Source organism: Streptomyces sp. NPDC056224 (assembly GCF_042267665.1).
Classification (GTDB): Bacteria; Actinomycetota; Actinomycetes; order Streptomycetales; family Streptomycetaceae; genus Streptomyces.
Map to the genome: position 1 here is coordinate 238,442 of NZ_JBHJTK010000006.1, position 17,553 is coordinate 255,994.

Genomic DNA, 17,553 nt, shown 5'->3' on the forward strand with positions numbered 1-17,553 from the left:
ACATCCCGTCTAGGTTTCTCTCCATGAGCACCGAGACGTCCAAGACATCGCCCGGAAGAGAGAACGGGCCCGTACGAGAAGAGCGGACCGAGACAGCCCCCGCATCCACGAACGGCTCACCCACCGACGGCTCGACCGCCGACCGCCGCCGCTGGCTGGCGCTCGCCATCGTGATGACCGCGGCCTTCATGGACCTGGTCGACGTCACCATCGTCAACATAGCCATACCCAGCATGCGCCAGGACCTGAACGCCTCCACCAGCGCGATCCAGTGGATCACCGCCGGGTACGCGCTCGCCTTCGCCGCCGGCCTGATCACCGGTGGCCGCCTCGGTGACATCTACGGCCGCAAGCGGCTCTTCCTCATCGGCATCGCGGGCTTCACCACCGCCTCGCTGCTCTGCGGCATCGCCGCCGACCCGGGCATCCTCGTCGCCTCGCGCATCCTCCAGGGCGCAATGGCCGCCTTGATGGTGCCGCAGGTGCTGTCGATCATCCACGTCACCTTCCCGCCGCACGAGCGCGGCAAGGTCTTCGGCATGTTCGGTGCGATCGTGGGCCTCGGCGCCGTCTCGGGTCCGATGCTCGGCGCGCTGCTCACCCAATGGAACCTGTTCGGTCTCGAATGGCGCCCGATCTTCCTGATCAACCTGCCCGTCGGCATCGCCGGCGTGATCCTGGGCCGCAAGTTCATCACCGAGTCCAAGGCCCCGAACGCGCTGCGCCTGGACCTGGTCGGTGTCGTCCTGGCGACCGCCGCCATGGTCATGCTGATCTACCCGCTCACCCAGGGCCGGGAGAACGACTGGCCGCTGTGGGGCTTCGTCTGCATGGGCGCGGTGCCCCTCGTGATCGTCGCCTTCATCGCCTACGAGAAGCACAAGATCAGGAAGGACGGTTCCCCACTCGTCGAACTCTCCCTCTTCAAGGTCAGGAGCTTCGCCGGCGGTATCGCCGTCCAGCTCACCTTCGGCCTCGCGACCGGCATCTTCTTCCTGGTGTGGACGCTCATGATGCAGATGGGCCTCGGCTGGAGCGCGCTGCGCGCCGGCACCACCGGCATCCCCTTCTCCATCGCGGTCTCGGTCGCCGCCGGCATGTCCGTCCAGAAGCTCGTGCCGCGCTTCGGCCGCAAGGTGCTCCAGGCGGGCGCACTCACCATGGCCGCGGGCCTGCTCCTCTACATCTGGGAGTCCGCGCACTACGGCATGGAGATCGCCTCCTGGCAGATGGCCGCGCCGCTGATCGTCATGGGCCTCGGCATGGGCCTGATCGTGGCCCCGCTCACCGACGCCGTGCTGTCCGAGGTGCCGCGCGAGCACGCCGGCTCCGCCTCCGGGCTGATCAACTCGACCATGCAGATGGGCAATGCCCTCGGCCTCGCCCTCACCTCCGTCGTGTACTTCGGCGTGATCGAGAACGAGACGGTCTTCGGCGCCCCCTACGTCGATGCGTTCCGCAACGCGCTGTGGTGGGTCGTCGCCATCCTCGTCGTGATCTGGGCGGTGATGTTCATGCTGCCGCGCACCTCGCTCCCGATGGAGCAGCGCGAGGGCGGTTCCGAGCACCAGGCCCCGGAAGGGGCCCCGGCCCCGGACAAGGTCCCGGCCGTCTGACGCAGGCCGACTCCCGCCACGGACGTGCCCGCCCTCAGGGGTGGGCACGTCCGTTCCGTTCATGGGTCACCGGCTGCGGGAGGCGGCGCCAGGCGGCGGTCCGCGTCACCGTACCCGCGCGCGAAGCTCCATGGCTCCACGCGCTGCGGCCTCGCTCTCGTACACCTCGCACATGTGCCGCCCGTCCGGCGTCGCCGTGTGCTCGACCTCCCACAGGCTCACCTCGCTGCCGTCCAGCAGGACGAAGGCGTGCTCGTACAGGCTGAAGACCACGTCCCGCGCGCCCGGCAGGCACGGGCCGCCGCCGAACGACTGCGTGATCTGGTGGGCGTACGCCGACCGCAGGCGCTCCGCCACCGGCTTGCCGGGCCGGTCCGTGTTCTCCGCGCGGCGCAGCACCCGCCGGGCGTGGTCGGCGGACTGCTCCACCGCGTACTCCCGGTGCCGGTGCGCCGACGCACCGGCCGCGAACAGCGCGGTCAGCGCGGCCACGTCGTCGTAGGGCTCCTCGTCGCCCGGGAGTAACGCCGGGTCCAGGGTGGCCTGGGCGGGGACCTCACCGAACAGCCGGGCCACGGCCAGGCAGGTCTCCGCCTTGCTCACGAAGATCTCGTGCCGGACCGTCCGGTCGCCCTCCTGCCGGTACGCCAGCTCCCACAGCGCCACCGAACCGCCGTCGGTCAGCAGGTAGGTGTGCCGGTGGGTCTCCCGCCAGACGCCCGTCGCCGGGCTGTGGTGGGTGCTGTACAGCGAAGAGCTGTGCGCGAGCGCCGTGCCGAGGCGCTCTACCAACCTGTCGGGCAGGTCGAAGGAGTTCAGGGCGCGGCCGAGGAGCCGGTCGAGGTGCGCCTCGGTTGTCTCGTACGGATCGCTCACGGTGGGTCTCCAGGCCGTCGCAGCTTGTCACTTCGCGGAAGCTCAACGTAGCCCCTGGCTCTGACATCACGTCCGGGGTTCGGTAAAACGTCCGGGAACCATCAGGGGTTCCCGCCACCCCTTCAGGTCAACTTGCGTATGGATGAGCATGGTTAGGCCCGCTCTGTGGCGGAGCGCGGGACTATGGGCCACATGGCAACGAATACAGTGGACGTTCCCCGCCAGCAGGGGCAGTCCCGCGCCCGGCGCGAGAGCGAACGGCCGGCCCCACCCGCCACAGGACGGGGTACGGCCTGGCTGCTGGCACTGACCGGAGCGGCCGGGCTGCTGGCCTCCTGGGTGATCACCCTCGACAAGTTCCTCCTGCTGGAGGACCCGGACTTCAAGCCCGCCTGCAGTCTCAACCCGGTGGTCTCCTGCGGCAGCGTGATGCAGAGCGAGCAGGCGCAGGCCTTCGGCTTCCCCAACCCCATGCTGGGACTGCTGGGTTACGCCGTCGTGGTGTGCGCCGGCGCGGGCCTGCTGGCCGGCGCCCGCTACCGTGGCTGGTTCTGGCTGGGTCTGAACGCTGGGATGCTCTTCGGCGTCGGCTTCTGCTCCTGGCTGATGGTCCAGTCGCTCTACGAGATCAACGCACTCTGCCTGTGGTGCTGCCTGGCCTGGGTGGCCACGCTGCTGATGTTCTGGGCGGTCACCGCGCACAACGCCCGTACGGGCGTGTTCCCCGCCCCCGGCCCGCTGCGGGGCTTCTTCACCGAGTTCGGCTGGGCGCCGCCCGCCCTGCACACCGGAGTGATCGGCATGCTCATCCTCACCCGGTGGTGGGACTTCTGGACCGGCTGACGGCGGAGCGCACGCACGAGGGCCCCGGCAGCTGGACGCCGCCGGGGCCCTCTACGCGTCACGCGTCGCTCCTCGGGCACGGGGCCCGGAGATCAGCTGCCGACGGAGGCGTTGCCCGAGAGGACCGGGATGTTGCTCAGGATGTGCGAGAGCGGCTCGTCACCCTTGGCCTGGGTGGAGTTCTCGGTGCACTGCTGGTTCTGCGGGTTCGACAGGACGTTGATGTCCTGGACGCCGATGTTGAGCGCGGCGATGAGCGACTGGGCGTTGACCTTGGCCGGCAGACCGATGCAGGGCTTGTTCAGGGTGCCCTGGACCAGGCTGAGCTGCGGGCTCATGTCGCCGTGGGTCTTCTGGTTGCCGTAGATCTGCTGGGAACCGTTGCCGTTGACGGTGTTGACCCCGTTGTCGTTGCCGATGGCCATGGCCGGGGCCGCGGCGGCAGCGCCCGCGCCGACCGCAACGGCGGTGACCGCGGCGGCGGTCATGAACTTCTTGAACATCTTGTTCCTTCTGTCGCACGAGTGCCCGCTGATGGAGCGCCCTGGTCAACTGCCCTGCCAGCGGGTTGGTTCCGCTGCTTCACTCAAACGGCCTGCGGGCGGCGAGGTTTTCCCCGTCCCGGGTGAGCGGCCCCCGGACGCCTGCGCGAAGCCCGTACGAAGCGAGCAGCCACCGGATCTCCGGTTGCGCTCCGTGTCGGGTGTTCGCACGGTGGGTGAGGAAGCGGACCGCTCAGGGTCCGGCATCCCCGCGACCACGAGTAAGGAACATCCATGCGCTCCACGAAGCCGTCCCGCGCCCGCCGCGCCCGCCTTCTTGTCCCGTCGGCCCTCGCGGTCGCCATACTCTCCGGTGCGGCGGCTCCCGCGGGCGCCGTGGAGAGCGACCACCAGGCCGCTCACACCCGGGCGGCGGCGGCCGGTCCCGTCGACGACCTGGTGAAGGGCATCCTCGACGCCATCAGGGGCCTCCTGCCGCCCGGCGTCAGCCTGCCGGACATCAAGATCCCGGAGATCAAGTTCCCGGAGATCAAAATCCCGGAGATCAAGCTGCCGGAGATCCCGGGCGTCGAGCTCCCGAAGATCCCGGGCGTGGAGATCCCCGGGATCCCGGGTCTCGAACCGCCCACGCTGCCGGATCCGGGGGCGCCGGTCGAGATCGTGCCGGAGCTCCCCGGCGTCGAGATCCCGGAGATCCCGGAGATCCCGGAGATCCCGGACCCGCTGGGCAACCTTCCGTAACGGTCCTGACGGCGCTGCGGTTACGACTATTGAGCCGAACAGGTCTGATCGCGGACACAGCCGTGTCATCCGGGTTGATGGACCGTTTCGCTCGGTGTGAGCCCCGGCATCGGGGCAGAACATCGAACAGAAGGTGCACTTCCCATGAACTCTGCCAAGAAGGCCGCCCTGGTCCTGGCCACCGCTGGTCTCGCTGCGGCCGGTGCCGCCGGCTCCGCTATGGCCGACTCGTCGGCCGAGGGCGCGGCCGTGGGTTCCCCCGGTGTCCTCTCGGGCAACCTGCTCCAGGTCCCGGTCCACGTTCCGGTCAACGTCTGCGGTAACTCCGTGAGCGTCATCGGCGCGCTGAACCCGGCGTTCGGCAACGTCTGCGTCAACGACTGACGTCGGCTGTACGACCGACCGTGGGCGCCCCGGCCTCGCCGGTGGCGCCCACAGTCGTGTCCGCGTCGCTCAGTGGGCGCCGCCGTTGAGCTTCACGCCGCCGAGGAGCGGGGACGCCTGGGTGGCGCCGTTCGCGAGGCCGAGTACCTCGCCGGGCGCGTTGTTGCGGACCTCGTTGACCCTCTGGACGGTGCCCACGACCTTGTTGACGTTGTCGCCCTGCTCCGCGAGTCCGTTGCCCAGGGTCTGCGGCAGCGACTCGGAGACGGGGTTCACGGCTTCGGTCACCGCGGTCACCCCGCTCGTCAGGCTCATGGGCATCGCGGCCGGGGCCTCGGCCGCGAAAGCGGTGGCGGAGGAGCCGAGGGCGGCGACGGAGCCGACGACGACAGCGGCGACCTTCGTGAGCTTCATTATCGAAATCCTCTTCTTTTCGTGGGCAGAGGCATCAGCGGCGACCGTCGCGCCGCTTTCGCCCTGGGTAACGATTCCCGGCCGCTGCGGAAACGCCGTCGGGCACCCGGTTGGGAACGAGGGCATGACAGCGGCCGGAGAACCCGAAAAGGCATTCTCCGGCCGATGTTTCTTCTGATTACCGGTAACACCGGGTCAGGCGATTCGCGACCGCCGGTACAGAATGGCGCCGCCCAGGATCAGCGCCGTGGCGAGGGCCGCCGCGGCCGCGGGCTGACCCGCGCCGGTCTCGGCCAGCACGGGTGCGCTGACGTGGGCCGGTGCCGGGGCCGGGGCCGGTGCGGGCGCGGACGCGGGCACCGGAGCGGGCGCGGGAACCGCCGGGGGCAGGTGGACGGGCAGGTCACCGGCCGGGGCGGCCGGCGGCTGGTCCGCCGGGCGCCCCACGGGCTGGCTTCCGTGCGGCGGCCGGGGCGCGGGCGCCTCTTCCACGACGGGGGCGTGGGCCTCCGGAGCCGGAGCCGGGAGCGTTACGGGTGCTTCCTCGGCCGGGGCCGGAAGCGGTGCCGGTGCCTCCGGGGCGGGCTCGGGCCAGGGCGCCGGCGCGGGGAGCGGGTGGGGGGCGTCCTCGACGGGCGCCGGCGCGGGGAGCGGCTGAGGGGCCTCCTCCACCGGTTCCGGCATCGGGTGCGGCCGGTCGGGCTCCGGGGGCGCGGGGGCCGCGGGGGGCGCGTGGTGCGCCGGCGGGGCGGGGGGCGGCGCGGACTCGGGGTGGTCGTCGCACCCTTCCCCGTGCCGCTCTTCCTCCGGAGCGCCGTAGCGGCCGTCGCCGCGCGGCTCCTCGTGGCGGGGAGCCGCGTGCCGCGGCGCCGGGGTGTCGTACCGCGGCGTCTCCCGGCGCTGCTCCGGCAGCCTGTGCCGTCCCTCCCGCTCGTGGAGGTAGCGGTCGAAGACCTCGGCGTGCTCCGGGCTGAGGTGGCGCCCGTAGTCGTGGCCGTCGTCGGTGTGCGAGCCGGTCGTGGTGACGCAGGTGTTGCCCATCGCGGGGTTGAGGGCGGCACCCCCGTCCACGCTGTTGCCACACACGTTGGGCGCGAAGGTGATCGGTACCGAGACGCTGTTGCCCGCCAGCACGCCCGGTGAGTGCGAGGCCTCGGCCGTCGCCCCGGAATGCGCGTAGGCCGCGCCGGTCGCGATCGACAGCAGACTCGACGCGGCCGCCGCCGTGAGCATCCCCTTGCCCAGTACCTGTCGGCTCAGTACCTGTCGCATGGGTCCTTCCCTGTCTACCGGCGCTGCTGCCGGTGCTGAATCGGAGGCGGCCCCGGAGTGCACCGCCGTGCACTCCGGGGCCACCCCGAGGAGGCTTGCCCTCGCGGGCGCAAGCGCTGCGTCAGTGGTTGAGGCAGACGTTGCCGAACGCGGGGTTCAGCAGCGCGACGACGTTCACGGTGTTGCCGCAGATGTTGACCGGGATGTTGATCGGCACCTGGACGTTGTTGCCGGACAGGACACCGGGGGAGCCCACGGCGCTGCCCGCGGCGGTGCTGTCGGCCATGGCGGGGGAGGCGGCACCGGCGGCCATCAGCGCGCCGGCGGCCAGCACCACTGCCTTCTTGTACATCATTTGATTTCGATCCTTTCCCGCAGAGGCGTGTCCACTGCAGAAATAACAACGAGCGGTCCGGATAAAAGAAACCATGCAATTCGATGCCCTGTCGTGAATTCACCCCGATGGTCCGGGTGAATTCACGGCGGCCCGCGGATTCGCGTCAGTATTCAAGGAGCGAATCCGGGGCGGCGGATTCTCACGCGGCGAGGCCGCCGCGACCCCGAAGGTGCGACGGCCTCGCTGGGCGTTCCCCGGTCAGCTGCCGGCGGAGACGTTGCCGGAGAGGATCGGGATGTTGTCCAAGATGTGGGAGAGGGCCTCGTCGCCCTTGGCCTGCGTCGAGTTCTCGGTGCACTGCTGGTTCTGCGGGCTGGACAGGACGGGGATGTCCTGGACGCCGACGTTGAGCAGGGCGAGCACGGACTGCACGTTGGCCTTGGCGGGCAGGGCGATGCAGGGCTTGTTGAAGGAGCCCTGGATCAGCGCCATCTGCGGGCTCATGTTGCCGTAGGTGGCCTGGTTGCCGTAGATCTGCGAAGCGCCGTTGCCGTTGACGGTGTTGACGCCGTTGTCGTTCCCGATGGCCATCGCCTGCGGCGCCATGGCGGCGCCCATGCCCACGACCGAGGCCGCAACCGCTGCCGTGGCCATCATCTTCTTGATCATTGTCGTCCCTTTTTTGCAGGATTGCCCGGTACTGGAGCATCCGGAACAACGGTCCTGGACCCGCTCGGGTTGCGTGACTTCACCCGGATGCCGCCGTTTCGGACGGCGCGGTTGACGCTCAGACGTTCATGCGGGTGTTGCCGAACGAGGGCTTCGGCAGGGCGATCACGTCGCCGGGGTTGCCGCATGCGTTCACCGGGGCGGCGGCGGGGATCCGGAGCGGGTTGCCGCCGAGGACGCCGGGGGCGTCGGCCGCGGCGCCCGCGACGGCCGGGGTGGCGCCGCACGTCAGCGCCTTCGGTATCTCCGATTTCCCTTTCTGTTCGAATAACGGGGAAGCCCATAACGACCCCCCCGCTTCGAGGGTGCGTGCTATCGCCCAAAAGGCCGTACGAGCGAGTCTGACGTGATTTCCAGCCCGATTTCTGACAAAGTTCACTCCTGTTTTGTTCCCTTGATCGAAAATGGAGACAGGGTCATGGGTTCCTCCCGCAGAATCCTCGGCACGCTCGGTCTGCTGTCCTGCCTCGTCCTTTCCGTGAACGCCCCGCAGGCGGGTGCGGTCCCCTTCCGCAAAGCGCCCGCTCCCAAGGAGTTGCCCCGGGTTCCGTTCACCCAGCGTTACCAGGCCGTGCAGCACGGCGGGCTGGTACGGGCCTCCAACTCCGGCATCAGCTGCCGCCGGGAGGAGTCCCCGCAGGCCGAGCCGTGCGCCGAGGTGAAGCGGGGTGCGGCCGGGGTCAACGGCGAGTTCGAGATGTTCTACAGCGAGGTCGACAAGGACCCGGACACCTACAACTCGACCCGGGCCGAGCTCAAGGTCCCGCAGGGCGCGAAGGTCTCGTACGCCCGCCTGTACTGGGGCGGGAACCTCCGGGTGGGCGAGCAGAAACCGCCGGAGGACAACGGCCGGGTGCTGGTCGCCGAGCCGGGCGGCGCGTACAAGGAGGTCATCGCCGACACGGTGATGGGCCACCGCTCGGACGCCGGCAGCGATGCCTACCAGGCCTCCGCCGACGTGACCCCGCTGGTGCGCAAGGGGGGCGCCGGCATGTGGACGGTGGCCCAGCTCAACATCGCCATGGGCCACTCCGAGGCGGGCGCCTGGGGCGGCTGGACGCTGGTCGTCGCCTACGAGCACCCGCAGGAGCCGGTCCGCCGGATCTCGCTGTGGGACGGCTTCGAGGGGCTGGCGGCCCGGGCCGGCGAGGGGCTGGTCGAGCTCGACGGCCTGGACGCGCCCCCCGGGACGGCGGGGAAGGTCGGGGTGGTCGCGTACGACGGGGACCGGGGCGTCCTGGAGGACTCACTCACCGTGACGGCCGACAGTGGCCGCCGCGTCGCCCTCAGCGATGCGGAAAATCCTTTCAATGATGTTATGAATTCCACGATCACGGAATTCGGACAACAGGGGTTCGTGCGACAGCCCGATTATGTGAACAATCTCGGGTATGACGCCGACGTGTTCGACCTGAGTCCCGCCCTCTCCGGTGGGGCCCGCAGCCTGAGTTTCAAGCTCACGGGTGAAAGCCAGGGTCATTTCCTCGGTGTGCTCTTCGTTCAGACAGACGCGCGCCGCTGAACGTAGGAGACCACTCCACCGTGCCCGCACAGCCATGGGCAGCACAGCCCACGACCGTCCTCCATCTCGCCCAGCCCGTAGACGGCGGTGTCGCCCGGGTCGTCGCCGACCTCGTGCGGGCCCAGACCCGCGCGGGCCTGCGCGCCGTCGTCGGCTCCCCGCCCGGCGGCACGCTCGCCGAAGCCGCCCGGGAGGCCGGCGCCGAGGTGTTCACCTGGCAGGCGGGGCGGGCCCCCGGGCCCGCGCTGCCCGCCGAAGTGCTCGGCGTCCGCCGGCTCCTGCGCCGCGTCCGGCCCGACCTCCTGCACGCCCACAGCGCCAAGGCCGGACTCGCCGGGCGGCTCGCCGCGCGCGGGTCCCTGCCCACCGTCTTCCAGCCCCACGCCTGGTCCTTCGACGCCGTCGCCGGAGCCACCGGCGCACTCGCGCTGCGCTGGGAGAGGTACGGGGCCCGCTGGGCCGACCGGGTGCTGTGCGTCAGCGAGGCCGAGCGCCGCACCGGCGAGGCCGAAGGGATCAACGCCCGCTGGTCGGTGATCCGCAACGGGGTGGACCTGGACCACTTCCGCCCCGGCGGACCGGACCCCGGCCAGGACAAGGACCGGGCCCGCGCCGGACTTCCGCTGCCCGCCGCCTTCCGGGGCGACGGACCCCTCGCCGTCTGCGTGGGCCGGCTCTGCCCCCAGAAGGGGCAGGACGTCCTGCTGCGGGCCTGGCCGGAGCTGCTCGGCACCGTTCCCGGAGCCCGCCTCGCCCTCGTCGGCGACGGCCCCGACGCCGAACGGCTGCGCCGCACCGCCCCGCCCGGAGTGCTCTTCGCCGGCGCCGCCGCCGACATCCGACCGTGGCTTCGGGCCGCCGATCTCGTTGTACTTCCGTCGCGGTGGGAAGGCATGGCGCTCGCCCCGCTCGAAGCCATGGCCTGCGGCCGCCCGGTCCTGGTCTCCGACGTCAGCGGTGCCCGGGAGAGCCTGCCGCCCGGCCAGGGCCGCCTGTGCCTGGTGCCGCCGGAGGATCCGACGGCGCTGGCCAAGGCCCTGGGACGGCTCCTCGCGGAACCGCGGCTCCTCGCCGAACTCGGGGAGCAGGCCCGGCAGCACGCACGGACCGACTTCGACGTGCGGCGGACCACGGACGCGGTCACCAGCCTGTACCACGAACTGCTGGGCAGGCCCCGGCCCTTGAACCAGGAGCGCATCAGCCGATGACGATGGACAGCGCACCCGCCCGGCACACCCGGCAGGGCGTCACGGGGCCCGCCGGCGGGGCCGGCGCCACAGCCGTACGCCGTTCCGCGACCGCCATCCACCCCCCGCGCGGACCCAGGGCCGGCCAGGACCGGCCCGCCGTACGCACGGGCCGGGGCCGCCGCCACGTGAGTGCGGCCGGGCTGCTCCCCCTGCTCACCGCCGACGCGCTGGCCGCCGTACTCACCGTGGCGGCGCTGTCCGGACCGGCCCTGCCGGCCACGGCCGCCGCGCCGCTCGCCGTACTGCTCGGCGTGCTGCACGCGCACGCCGGGCTGTACCGGCCGCGGCTCGCCCCCTCGGCCCTCCTCGAACTGCCCGCACTGGCCGTGCGGTCCGCCGTCCTGTGGTGCACGGTCGCCACGGTCGTGGCCGCCGTGGATCCGGGCCGGGCCCTGGGCTGGGCCGCAGTGCTCACCGCCGTCTGCCTCCAGGCCGTACTGGCGTGCGCGGGACGCGGGTTCGTCAACCAGCTCCGCCGTCGCACCCGCATCCGCCGGCCCGCCTCCGTCCTCGTCGTCGGACCGGGCGCCGGGGCGGGCGCGGTGGCCGCCGCCCTGCACGGCCGGCCCGAGTACGGGCTGCGCCCCGTCGGGGTCGCCGACACCGGTGCCGCCGACGGGGACACCGGACCCCTGCCGGTGCTCACCACCCACGAGGACGTCCGGCGCGCCGTCATCCAGAACTCCGTGCGGCACGCGGTGTTCACCTGCCCGCCCGAGGCCGACGAACGCACCGCTTCCCTGGTCCGCCTCTTCCACGACCACGGCTGCCGGCTCTGGCTCGCCGACCCGGCCGGCACCGCGAAGATCACCGGCATGCGGGTGGCGGTCCCCGCCGACCAGCTGTGGGGGTACGCCGTCCAGCCGTTGCTGCCCCGTCCGGCGCGGCCGCTGGAGCGCTGGGCCAAGCGCGCCCTCGACGCCGTGCTCGCCCTGCTCGCCCTGGTCGTCGCCGCGCCCGTGATGGCCGCCTGTGCGCTGGCCGTACGGGTCTGGGACGGACCGGGGGTGATCTTCCGGCAGGAGCGGGTCGGCCTGTACGGGCGCCCCTTCACCCTGCTGAAGTTCCGTACGCTGCGCGCCGACGAGCACGAGTCCGCCACCCGCTGGACCGTGGCCGGCGACCGCGGGATGAGCCCGGTCGGCTCCTTCCTGCGCAAGTCCTCGCTGGACGAGCTGCCGCAGCTGTGGAACGTCGTACGGGGTGACATGAGCCTGGTCGGCCCGCGGCCCGAACGGCCGTTCTTCGTCGCCAAGTTCTCCACCGTCCACCCCGGCTACGAGGCCCGGCACCGGATGCCCGTCGGCATCACCGGCCTGGCCCAGATCAACGGCCTGCGCGGGGACACCTCCATCGAGGACCGGGCCCGTTTCGACAACCACTACATCGACACCTGGTCGCTGTGGCAGGACCTGTGGATCCTCGCCCGCACCGCGGCCTCCTTCTTCCGCTTCCGGCTGGGGGGCAGCTGATGAGCCTTGCCGTATCCCTCAACGGTGTACGGCCCGACGTGCCGGGCCTGCTGCGGCGGCACTGGCCGCTGCTGCCGCTCGCCGCGACCGTGCTCTTCCTGCTCGCCCCGCTCCCCGCGGGGGACGCGACCGCCTCCGGGAAGGTCGGTCCGGCCGACGCGGCCTCGCTGCTGCTGGTGTTCGTCTGCGCGGTGCAGGCGCTGCGCGGCCGGGTGCGGGCGCTGACCCCGCTGGGCGTGCTCGTGCTCGGGACGCCCGCCGTCGGGCTCGCGGTCGCGACGGTGACCGCGGGCGATCCGTACGCGGCCCTGCCCGGCTTCGTCCGCTACCTCCAGGTGTTCGTGCTGGTCCCGGCGGCCGTGGTGCTGCTGGTGCGCGACGCCGGGGAGTTCCGGATCGCCGCCGGGTGCTTCGTGGTGCTGGCGCTGGTGCAGGGCGCGGTGGGGGTCGTGCAGTACGCGACCCACACCGGGGCCTCGTACCAGGGCGAGGACATCCGGGCCGTGGGAACCTTCGGCCCCGGTGACGTCATGGGCATGGCCACGGTGGTGGCCTACGGGCTGGTCGTGGCGACGGCCGGCGCGCTGGCGCCGGGGCTGCCGCGGCGGGTCCGGCGCATCGCCGGGTGCTGCGCGCTGGCGCTGGTGCTGCCGCTGGTGCTGTCCTTCAGCCGCGGCGCGTGGATCGCCACCTTCGGCGCGGCGGTGCTGGTGATGGTGCTGGCCGGGATCCGGCGGGCCCTGCAGGTGCTGGTCGCGCTGGGGGCCGCCGGGGTCGTCCTGGTGGGCGGGCTCGGGGTCGGCTCCGAGATGGTCGCGGAGCGGCTGACCTCCATCACGCAGGTCTCCAGCGCCCCCGACCAGTCGGTGACGGACCGCTACACGATGTGGGCCGCCGCCGAGTCGATGTGGCGGGAGCGGCCGGCGGTGGGGGTGGGGCTGAAGGGCTTCCCGGCCAACCGTGACGGACACTCCTCCCTGGGGCTGTCCTCCGGCAGTGACACCGGGGGCGCGGGGCAGGCGTACCTCCGCCAGCCGCTGCTCTCCCCGCACAACATGTACCTCCTGATCCTCAGTGAGCAGGGGCTGACCGGGCTGGTGGCGCTGGCGGGCGGCTGGGCGGCGCTGCTGGTGGCGGGGCTGCGCCGGACCGCCTCCGGCAGTCGCGCGCGCGACTGCGGGCTGATCGCCGTGGGGCTGTTCGTGTGGCAGCTGACCGACTTCCTCTACGCGGACATCGGCGGGCCGTCCACCGTCCTGACCGGAGTGATCATCGGACTCGCCGCATGGTGGGCCCTGCCCTCGCCGGGGGACGCCGGCCCACCGCGCGGGGCACCCTCGGCCGCCGGGCCGGTCTCCGGTGAGGTTCCGCGGGGCAGGGCCCCCGGGGTTGCGGCCCGCCGGTGACGGACACCACGCCTTGGCGGCCCGCCTCCGGCCCCCCGGCCGGGGCGGGCCCTGCCCGTGTGCCGGGCGGCCCCGCCGATCCCGGCAGCCTGCGGCATCCGGCCCCGGGGACGCTGCGGGACCCCTTCCTGCCCGCCCGGCCCCCGGTGCCGCCGGATCCCGGCCTCGTCTTCGGCCCCCCGCCGGTCCGCGGCGGCGGCGCGGCGCTGCCCGGCTCCGGCGACGAGCCCGGGCCGGGCGGGACGGCCCGGGCCGAGGCGGTTCCGCCTCCGACCGACCCCGGCTTCATCGCCGGAGCGGTACCCGGCGCCGCCGGGCGCGGACGCGTGCGGGTGGCGGCCTACGCCACCAGCGGCTCGCCCCCCGGATCCGGCGCGCTCCCCGGATCCGGCGGGTCCCTCGCATCCGCCGGGTCCCCCGGATCCGCCGGGACGCGCCGACGGGCCGGCGCGTCCCGCGGCGGGGCCCACCGCGCGGGCGGAGCGCCCGCCGCGCCCGCCGCGCCCGCCGCCCCCGGGAACGGCGGACCGGCACCACTGGGGCGGTTCCTGGCCAGGGCCGCCGCCGTCACCGCCGGGCTGACCGCCGCCGGGGCGGTGTTCGGGCTGGTGCGCGACCAGACCATCGCGCACCTCTTCGGGGCCGGGCACGACAGCGACGCCTTCCTGATCGCCTGGACCGTCCCCGAGATGGCCTCGACGCTGCTCATCGAGGACGCCATGGCGCTGCTGATGGTGCCCGCCTTCAGCCAGGCCCTGGCCCGGCGGGCGGTCATCCGGGCCGGGCTCACCCGCAGGGAGGCCCGCGCGCAGGACCCCGTACGGCTGCTCGTGGCGGCGACCCTGCCGCGGCTCGCCGTGTTCCTGGCCGCCGTGGCCTCCGTACTGATCGTGGCCGCGCCGCTCGTCGTCGCCGTGCTCGCACCCGGTCTGCCCGATCCCGAACTGGCCGTCCAGTGCACCCGCATGACGGCCCTGACCGTGATCTCCTTCGGCCTCGCCGGATACTTCAGCGCGGCGCTGCGCGCGCACCGTTCCTTCGTGCCGCCCGCCGCGATCTACGTCTCGTACAACATCGGCATCATCGGCACGATGGTCGCGCTGCACGCCCTGTGGGGCGTGCGGGCGGCCGCCGCAGGGGTCGCGGCCGGCGGACTGCTGATGGTCCTCGTCCAGCTGCCCGCCTTCCTGCGCGACGTGGGCTTCGGCCCGCCCCGGGCCAAGGGGGCCCCGCGCAGCCAGCGCGACCGCGACCGCCCCACCCTCCTCGCCTTCGGCCTCATCGCCCCGGTGATCTTCTTCGCCGTCTTCCGGCAGTCGCAGGTGCTCGTCGAGCGGTTCCTCGCCGCCTCCCTGCCGCCCGGGGCGATCTCACACCTCAACTACGCGCAGAAGGTCGCGCAGATGCCGATGGTGCTCTCCCTGATGATCTGCACCGTCACCTTCCCCGTCGTCGCCCAGGCGATGGCCGGCGGGGAACGCGAGAAGGCCCGGCGCAGGGTCGAGCAGGACCTCGCCCTCGCCGCCCTCGCCGTCCTCCTGGGCAGCGCACTCGTCATCGGCTACGCCCCCCAGATCATCGAGGTCCTCTTCGAACGCGGCGCCTTCACCCACCGCGACACCCTCGCCACCGCCTCCGTCATGCGGGTCTACGGACTCGGACTCCTCGGCCACTGCCTCGTCGGGGCACTGTCCCGGCCCTTCTTCTCGACCGCCCGGCCCACCTGGTTCCCGGCGCTCGCGATGGGCGCCGGACTGCTCGTCAACATCGTGGCCGGAGCCTTCGCCGTCGGCTGGTGGGGCACCTACGGCATCGCCGCCGCGAACGCGGCCGGCATCACCACGACCGCCGTCCTGCTGCTCACCGGCCTCGGCTCGCGGATCATCGCGATCCACGTCCGCCGGGTCGCCGTCAGCATCGCCCGGCTCGGGGTGGCGGCAGCCGGCGCCTGCGCCACGGGCTGGATCGCCGGGCCCATGGTTCCCGACCCGATGCTCAGCGCCGCCCTCGGCTGCCTGCTGGTCCCCGCCATGTTCGGAGCCACCGGCGTGGCCATACGCGCCCTCGAAGTCACCGCCCTGCCCGGTCAGATCGCCCAGTTCTCCTCCCAGTTCACGCAGAGGTTCCGCAATGACCGCTGACACCGACACGGCGCCCGCCGCCGTGGTGGTCCCCGCCCGCCGGACCGCTTCGCCGTGGGTCCTGATGTACCACTCGGTCGCCGAATTCACCGACCCCGCCGAGGATCCGTACGGGATCACCGTCACGCCCCACGCCCTGGAGGCCCAGCTGCAGTGGCTGCGCGACCGCGGCCTGCGGGGCGTGTCGGTCGGCGAGCTGCTCCGGGCCCGGGCGGCCGGGACGGCGGCCGGGCTGGTCGGACTGACCTTCGACGACGGCTACACCGACTTCCTGACCCGGGCGCTCCCGCTGCTGCGCCGCTACGACTGCACCTCCACCCTGTTCGTGCTGCCCGGGCGGCTCGGCGTGGACAACGTGTGGGACCCGCTGGGGCCGCGCAAGTCCCTGCTCACCGCCGAGGGCATCCGCGAGGTCGCCGAGGCCGGCCAGGAGGTCGGCTCCCACGGGCTGCTCCACCAGGACCTCACCGCGGCCCCCGACGACGTGCTCCAGCAGGAGCTGCGGGGCAGCCGCGACCTGCTGCGCGAGCTGACCGGGTCCCTGCCCGAGGGGTTCTGCTACCCGTACGGGCACCTCGACGCCCGGGTCGTCGCCGCGACGCGCGCCGCCGGGTACGGGTACGCCTGCGCCATCGACCCCGGGCGGCTCGAAGGCCCGTACGCCCTGCCCCGTACGCACGTCAGCCAGGCCGACGGAGGCGCGCGGCTGCGGGTCAAGCGACTGCGCCACCAGGCGCGGGAGCTGCGGCGGGCGGTGCTGCGGTGAAGGACGTCAAGGCCCTCCACGTCATCACCGGGCTCGGGGTCGGCGGAGCCGAGCAGCAACTGCGGCTGCTGCTGCGGCACATGCCGATGCGCTGCGACGTGCTGACGCTGACCAACCCCGGGCCGGTGGCCGAGGGGCTGCGCGCCGACGGGGTCCGGGTCGTGCACCTCGGGATGACGGGCAACCGGGACCTGCGGGCGCTGCCGCGCCTGGTGAAGTTCATCCGGCGCGGCCGGTACGACCTCGTGCACACCCACCTGTACCGGGCCTGCGTGTACGGGCGCCTCGCGGCCCGGCTGGCGGGCGCCGGGGCGACCGTGGCCACCGAACACTCCCTCGGCGAGGGCGAGATCGAGGGCCGGCCGCTGTCGGGAGGGGTGCGCGCCCTGTACCTGGCCAGTGAGCGGCTGGGCGCCGCGACCGTGGCGGTCTCGGACACCGTAGCCGCCCGGCTGGAGGCGTGGGGGGTGCCGGCCGAGCGGGTGCACGTCGTACCGAACGGGATCGAGGCCGTCCGTTTCCGCTTCGACGACGGCGTACGGCGGGCCACCCGGGCCCGGACCGGGCTGCCCGAGCGGGCCTTCGTGGTCGGCGGGGTCGGCCGGCTGGTGCCGGGCAAACGGTTCGACGTCCTGGTGCGGGCCGTGGCCGCGCTGCCGGGGGCGCACCTGCTGCTGGCCGGGGACGGGCCCGAGCGCGCCGCCCTGCGCCTGCTCGCCGCCGAGCTCGGCGCGCAGAGCCGGATCCACCTGCTGGGGGAGCGGGACCCGCTCGGCGACAGCGCGGACGGCCGCACCCCGGGGATCCCGGCACTGCTGGCCGCCATGGACGTCTTCGTCTCGCCGTCGCGGGAGGAGGCCTTCGGCCTGGCGGTGGTGGAGGCGCTGGCAGCCGGGCTCCCGGTGCTGCACGTGACCTGCCCCGCCATCGACGACCTGCCCGCCGCGCAGGCCCCCGGGGCCCGGCGGATCGGAACCGGCACGGAGGAGCTGCTCGCGGCGCTGCGCGGGCACATGGAGGCGGGCGCGCGCCGGCTGCCGCCGCCGCCGGTGGTCCGGCGCTACGACATCGCGCGCAGCGCACGGCAGCTGCTGGACGTCTACGACCTGGCCCTTTCGGCCGCGCCGCCGCGGGGCTCCGCCCGGCCCCCCCGGGACCGCGCCCCGGACCCCGCGCCGCACGTTCCCCCGGCCGCCGCCGCCGGGAGGCGCGGCGCCGACGCCCGTTGATCCCCACCCCCGCCCGAAGGACCCCGCACCTCATTCAGGAAGCGAGTACGAA

18 protein-coding genes are annotated in these 17,553 nt (G+C 73.0%); 11 read left to right on the top strand and 7 right to left on the bottom strand.

The window, feature by feature from the left end; translation table 11 throughout:
* Nucleotides 1-23 precede the first annotated feature (23 nt).
* Nucleotides 24-1,616: an MFS transporter gene (locus tag ACFCZ1_RS11635; RefSeq protein WP_376678186.1), complete on the top strand. Its 1,593-nt coding sequence runs from the start codon at nt 24-26 to the stop codon at nt 1,614-1,616.
* Nucleotides 1,617-1,721: 105 nt separating this feature from the next.
* Here the strand turns inward: ACFCZ1_RS11635 and ACFCZ1_RS11640 are convergent, their stop codons facing one another.
* Nucleotides 1,722-2,492 (bottom strand): DUF6227 family protein, encoded by a 771-nt coding sequence (locus ACFCZ1_RS11640; RefSeq protein WP_376678187.1) that lies wholly within the window; start codon nt 2,490-2,492, stop codon nt 1,722-1,724.
* A 192-nt stretch (nt 2,493-2,684) separates the two neighbouring features.
* Between ACFCZ1_RS11640 and ACFCZ1_RS11645 the strand changes: the two genes are divergently transcribed.
* Nucleotides 2,685-3,335, top strand: a complete 651-nt coding sequence (locus ACFCZ1_RS11645; protein WP_376678188.1) for a vitamin K epoxide reductase family protein — start codon at nt 2,685-2,687, stop codon at nt 3,333-3,335.
* A 92-nt stretch (nt 3,336-3,427) separates the two neighbouring features.
* On the opposite strand, the gene ACFCZ1_RS11650 is transcribed toward ACFCZ1_RS11645, so the two are convergent.
* The gene (locus ACFCZ1_RS11650; protein ID WP_376678189.1) at nt 3,428-3,838 is read right to left on the bottom strand and encodes a rodlin; all 411 of its coding nucleotides are present in this window, start codon (nt 3,836-3,838) and stop codon (nt 3,428-3,430) included.
* A gap of 273 nt (nt 3,839-4,111) precedes the next feature.
* On the opposite strand from ACFCZ1_RS11650, the gene ACFCZ1_RS11655 reads away from it, so the two are divergent.
* Both ACFCZ1_RS11655 and ACFCZ1_RS11660 read left to right on the top strand, forming a co-directional pair.
* Nucleotides 4,112-4,579 carry a hypothetical protein gene (locus tag ACFCZ1_RS11655; RefSeq protein ID WP_376678190.1) on the top strand — a complete coding sequence of 156 codons (468 nt, stop codon included), beginning with the start codon at nt 4,112-4,114 and terminating at the stop codon, nt 4,577-4,579.
* Between the two features lie 144 nt (nt 4,580-4,723).
* Nucleotides 4,724-4,963: a chaplin gene (locus tag ACFCZ1_RS11660; protein WP_376678191.1), complete on the top strand. Its 240-nt coding sequence runs from the start codon at nt 4,724-4,726 to the stop codon at nt 4,961-4,963.
* A 69-nt stretch (nt 4,964-5,032) separates the two neighbouring features.
* On the opposite strand, the gene ACFCZ1_RS11665 is transcribed toward ACFCZ1_RS11660, so the two are convergent.
* The 5 genes from ACFCZ1_RS11665 to ACFCZ1_RS11685 form a co-directional block, all read right to left on the bottom strand.
* Nucleotides 5,033-5,377 carry a hypothetical protein gene (locus ACFCZ1_RS11665; protein ID WP_376678192.1) on the bottom strand — a complete coding sequence of 115 codons (345 nt, stop codon included), beginning with the start codon at nt 5,375-5,377 and terminating at the stop codon, nt 5,033-5,035.
* A gap of 195 nt (nt 5,378-5,572) precedes the next feature.
* Nucleotides 5,573-6,649, bottom strand: coding sequence for a chaplin (locus tag ACFCZ1_RS11670; RefSeq protein ID WP_376678193.1), 1,077 nt, complete (start codon nt 6,647-6,649; stop codon nt 5,573-5,575).
* 121 nt (nt 6,650-6,770) lie between these two features.
* On the bottom strand, nt 6,771-7,004 hold the full coding sequence (locus tag ACFCZ1_RS11675; RefSeq protein ID WP_376678194.1) for a chaplin: 234 nt from the start codon (nt 7,002-7,004) through the stop codon (nt 6,771-6,773).
* A gap of 240 nt (nt 7,005-7,244) precedes the next feature.
* Nucleotides 7,245-7,655 (bottom strand): rodlin, encoded by a 411-nt coding sequence (locus tag ACFCZ1_RS11680; protein WP_376678195.1) that lies wholly within the window; start codon nt 7,653-7,655, stop codon nt 7,245-7,247.
* 118 nt (nt 7,656-7,773) lie between these two features.
* Nucleotides 7,774-8,094, bottom strand: coding sequence for a chaplin family protein (locus tag ACFCZ1_RS11685; protein WP_376678196.1), 321 nt, complete (start codon nt 8,092-8,094; stop codon nt 7,774-7,776).
* Between the two features lie 39 nt (nt 8,095-8,133).
* Here ACFCZ1_RS11685 and ACFCZ1_RS11690 point away from each other — a divergent pair, with 39 nt between their 5' ends.
* From ACFCZ1_RS11690 to ACFCZ1_RS11720, 7 genes are read left to right on the top strand one after another with little or no spacing between them, the layout of a single operon-like run.
* On the top strand, nt 8,134-9,237 hold the full coding sequence (locus tag ACFCZ1_RS11690; protein ID WP_376678197.1) for a DUF3344 domain-containing protein: 1,104 nt from the start codon (nt 8,134-8,136) through the stop codon (nt 9,235-9,237).
* 20 nt (nt 9,238-9,257) lie between these two features.
* The gene (locus tag ACFCZ1_RS11695; protein ID WP_376678198.1) at nt 9,258-10,445 is read left to right on the top strand and encodes a glycosyltransferase family 4 protein; all 1,188 of its coding nucleotides are present in this window, start codon (nt 9,258-9,260) and stop codon (nt 10,443-10,445) included.
* A complete protein-coding gene (locus ACFCZ1_RS11700) occupies nt 10,442-11,959 on the top strand; it encodes an exopolysaccharide biosynthesis polyprenyl glycosylphosphotransferase (RefSeq protein WP_376678199.1) in 1,518 nt (505 codons plus the stop codon). The genes ACFCZ1_RS11695 and ACFCZ1_RS11700 overlap by 4 nt, the downstream gene beginning before the upstream one ends.
* On the top strand, nt 11,959-13,365 hold the full coding sequence (locus ACFCZ1_RS11705; protein WP_376678200.1) for an O-antigen ligase family protein: 1,407 nt from the start codon (nt 11,959-11,961) through the stop codon (nt 13,363-13,365). Before ACFCZ1_RS11700 ends, ACFCZ1_RS11705 begins: the two co-directional genes overlap by 1 nt.
* 59 nt (nt 13,366-13,424) lie before the next feature.
* Nucleotides 13,425-15,506, top strand: a complete 2,082-nt coding sequence (locus ACFCZ1_RS11710; RefSeq protein ID WP_376678201.1) for a lipid II flippase MurJ — start codon at nt 13,425-13,427, stop codon at nt 15,504-15,506.
* Nucleotides 15,496-16,272: a polysaccharide deacetylase family protein gene (locus tag ACFCZ1_RS11715; protein ID WP_376678202.1), complete on the top strand. Its 777-nt coding sequence runs from the start codon at nt 15,496-15,498 to the stop codon at nt 16,270-16,272. Before ACFCZ1_RS11710 ends, ACFCZ1_RS11715 begins: the two co-directional genes overlap by 11 nt.
* On the top strand, nt 16,269-17,501 hold the full coding sequence (locus tag ACFCZ1_RS11720) for a glycosyltransferase (protein WP_376678203.1): 1,233 nt from the start codon (nt 16,269-16,271) through the stop codon (nt 17,499-17,501). Before ACFCZ1_RS11715 ends, ACFCZ1_RS11720 begins: the two co-directional genes overlap by 4 nt.
* Nucleotides 17,502-17,553: the final 52 nt, after the last annotated feature.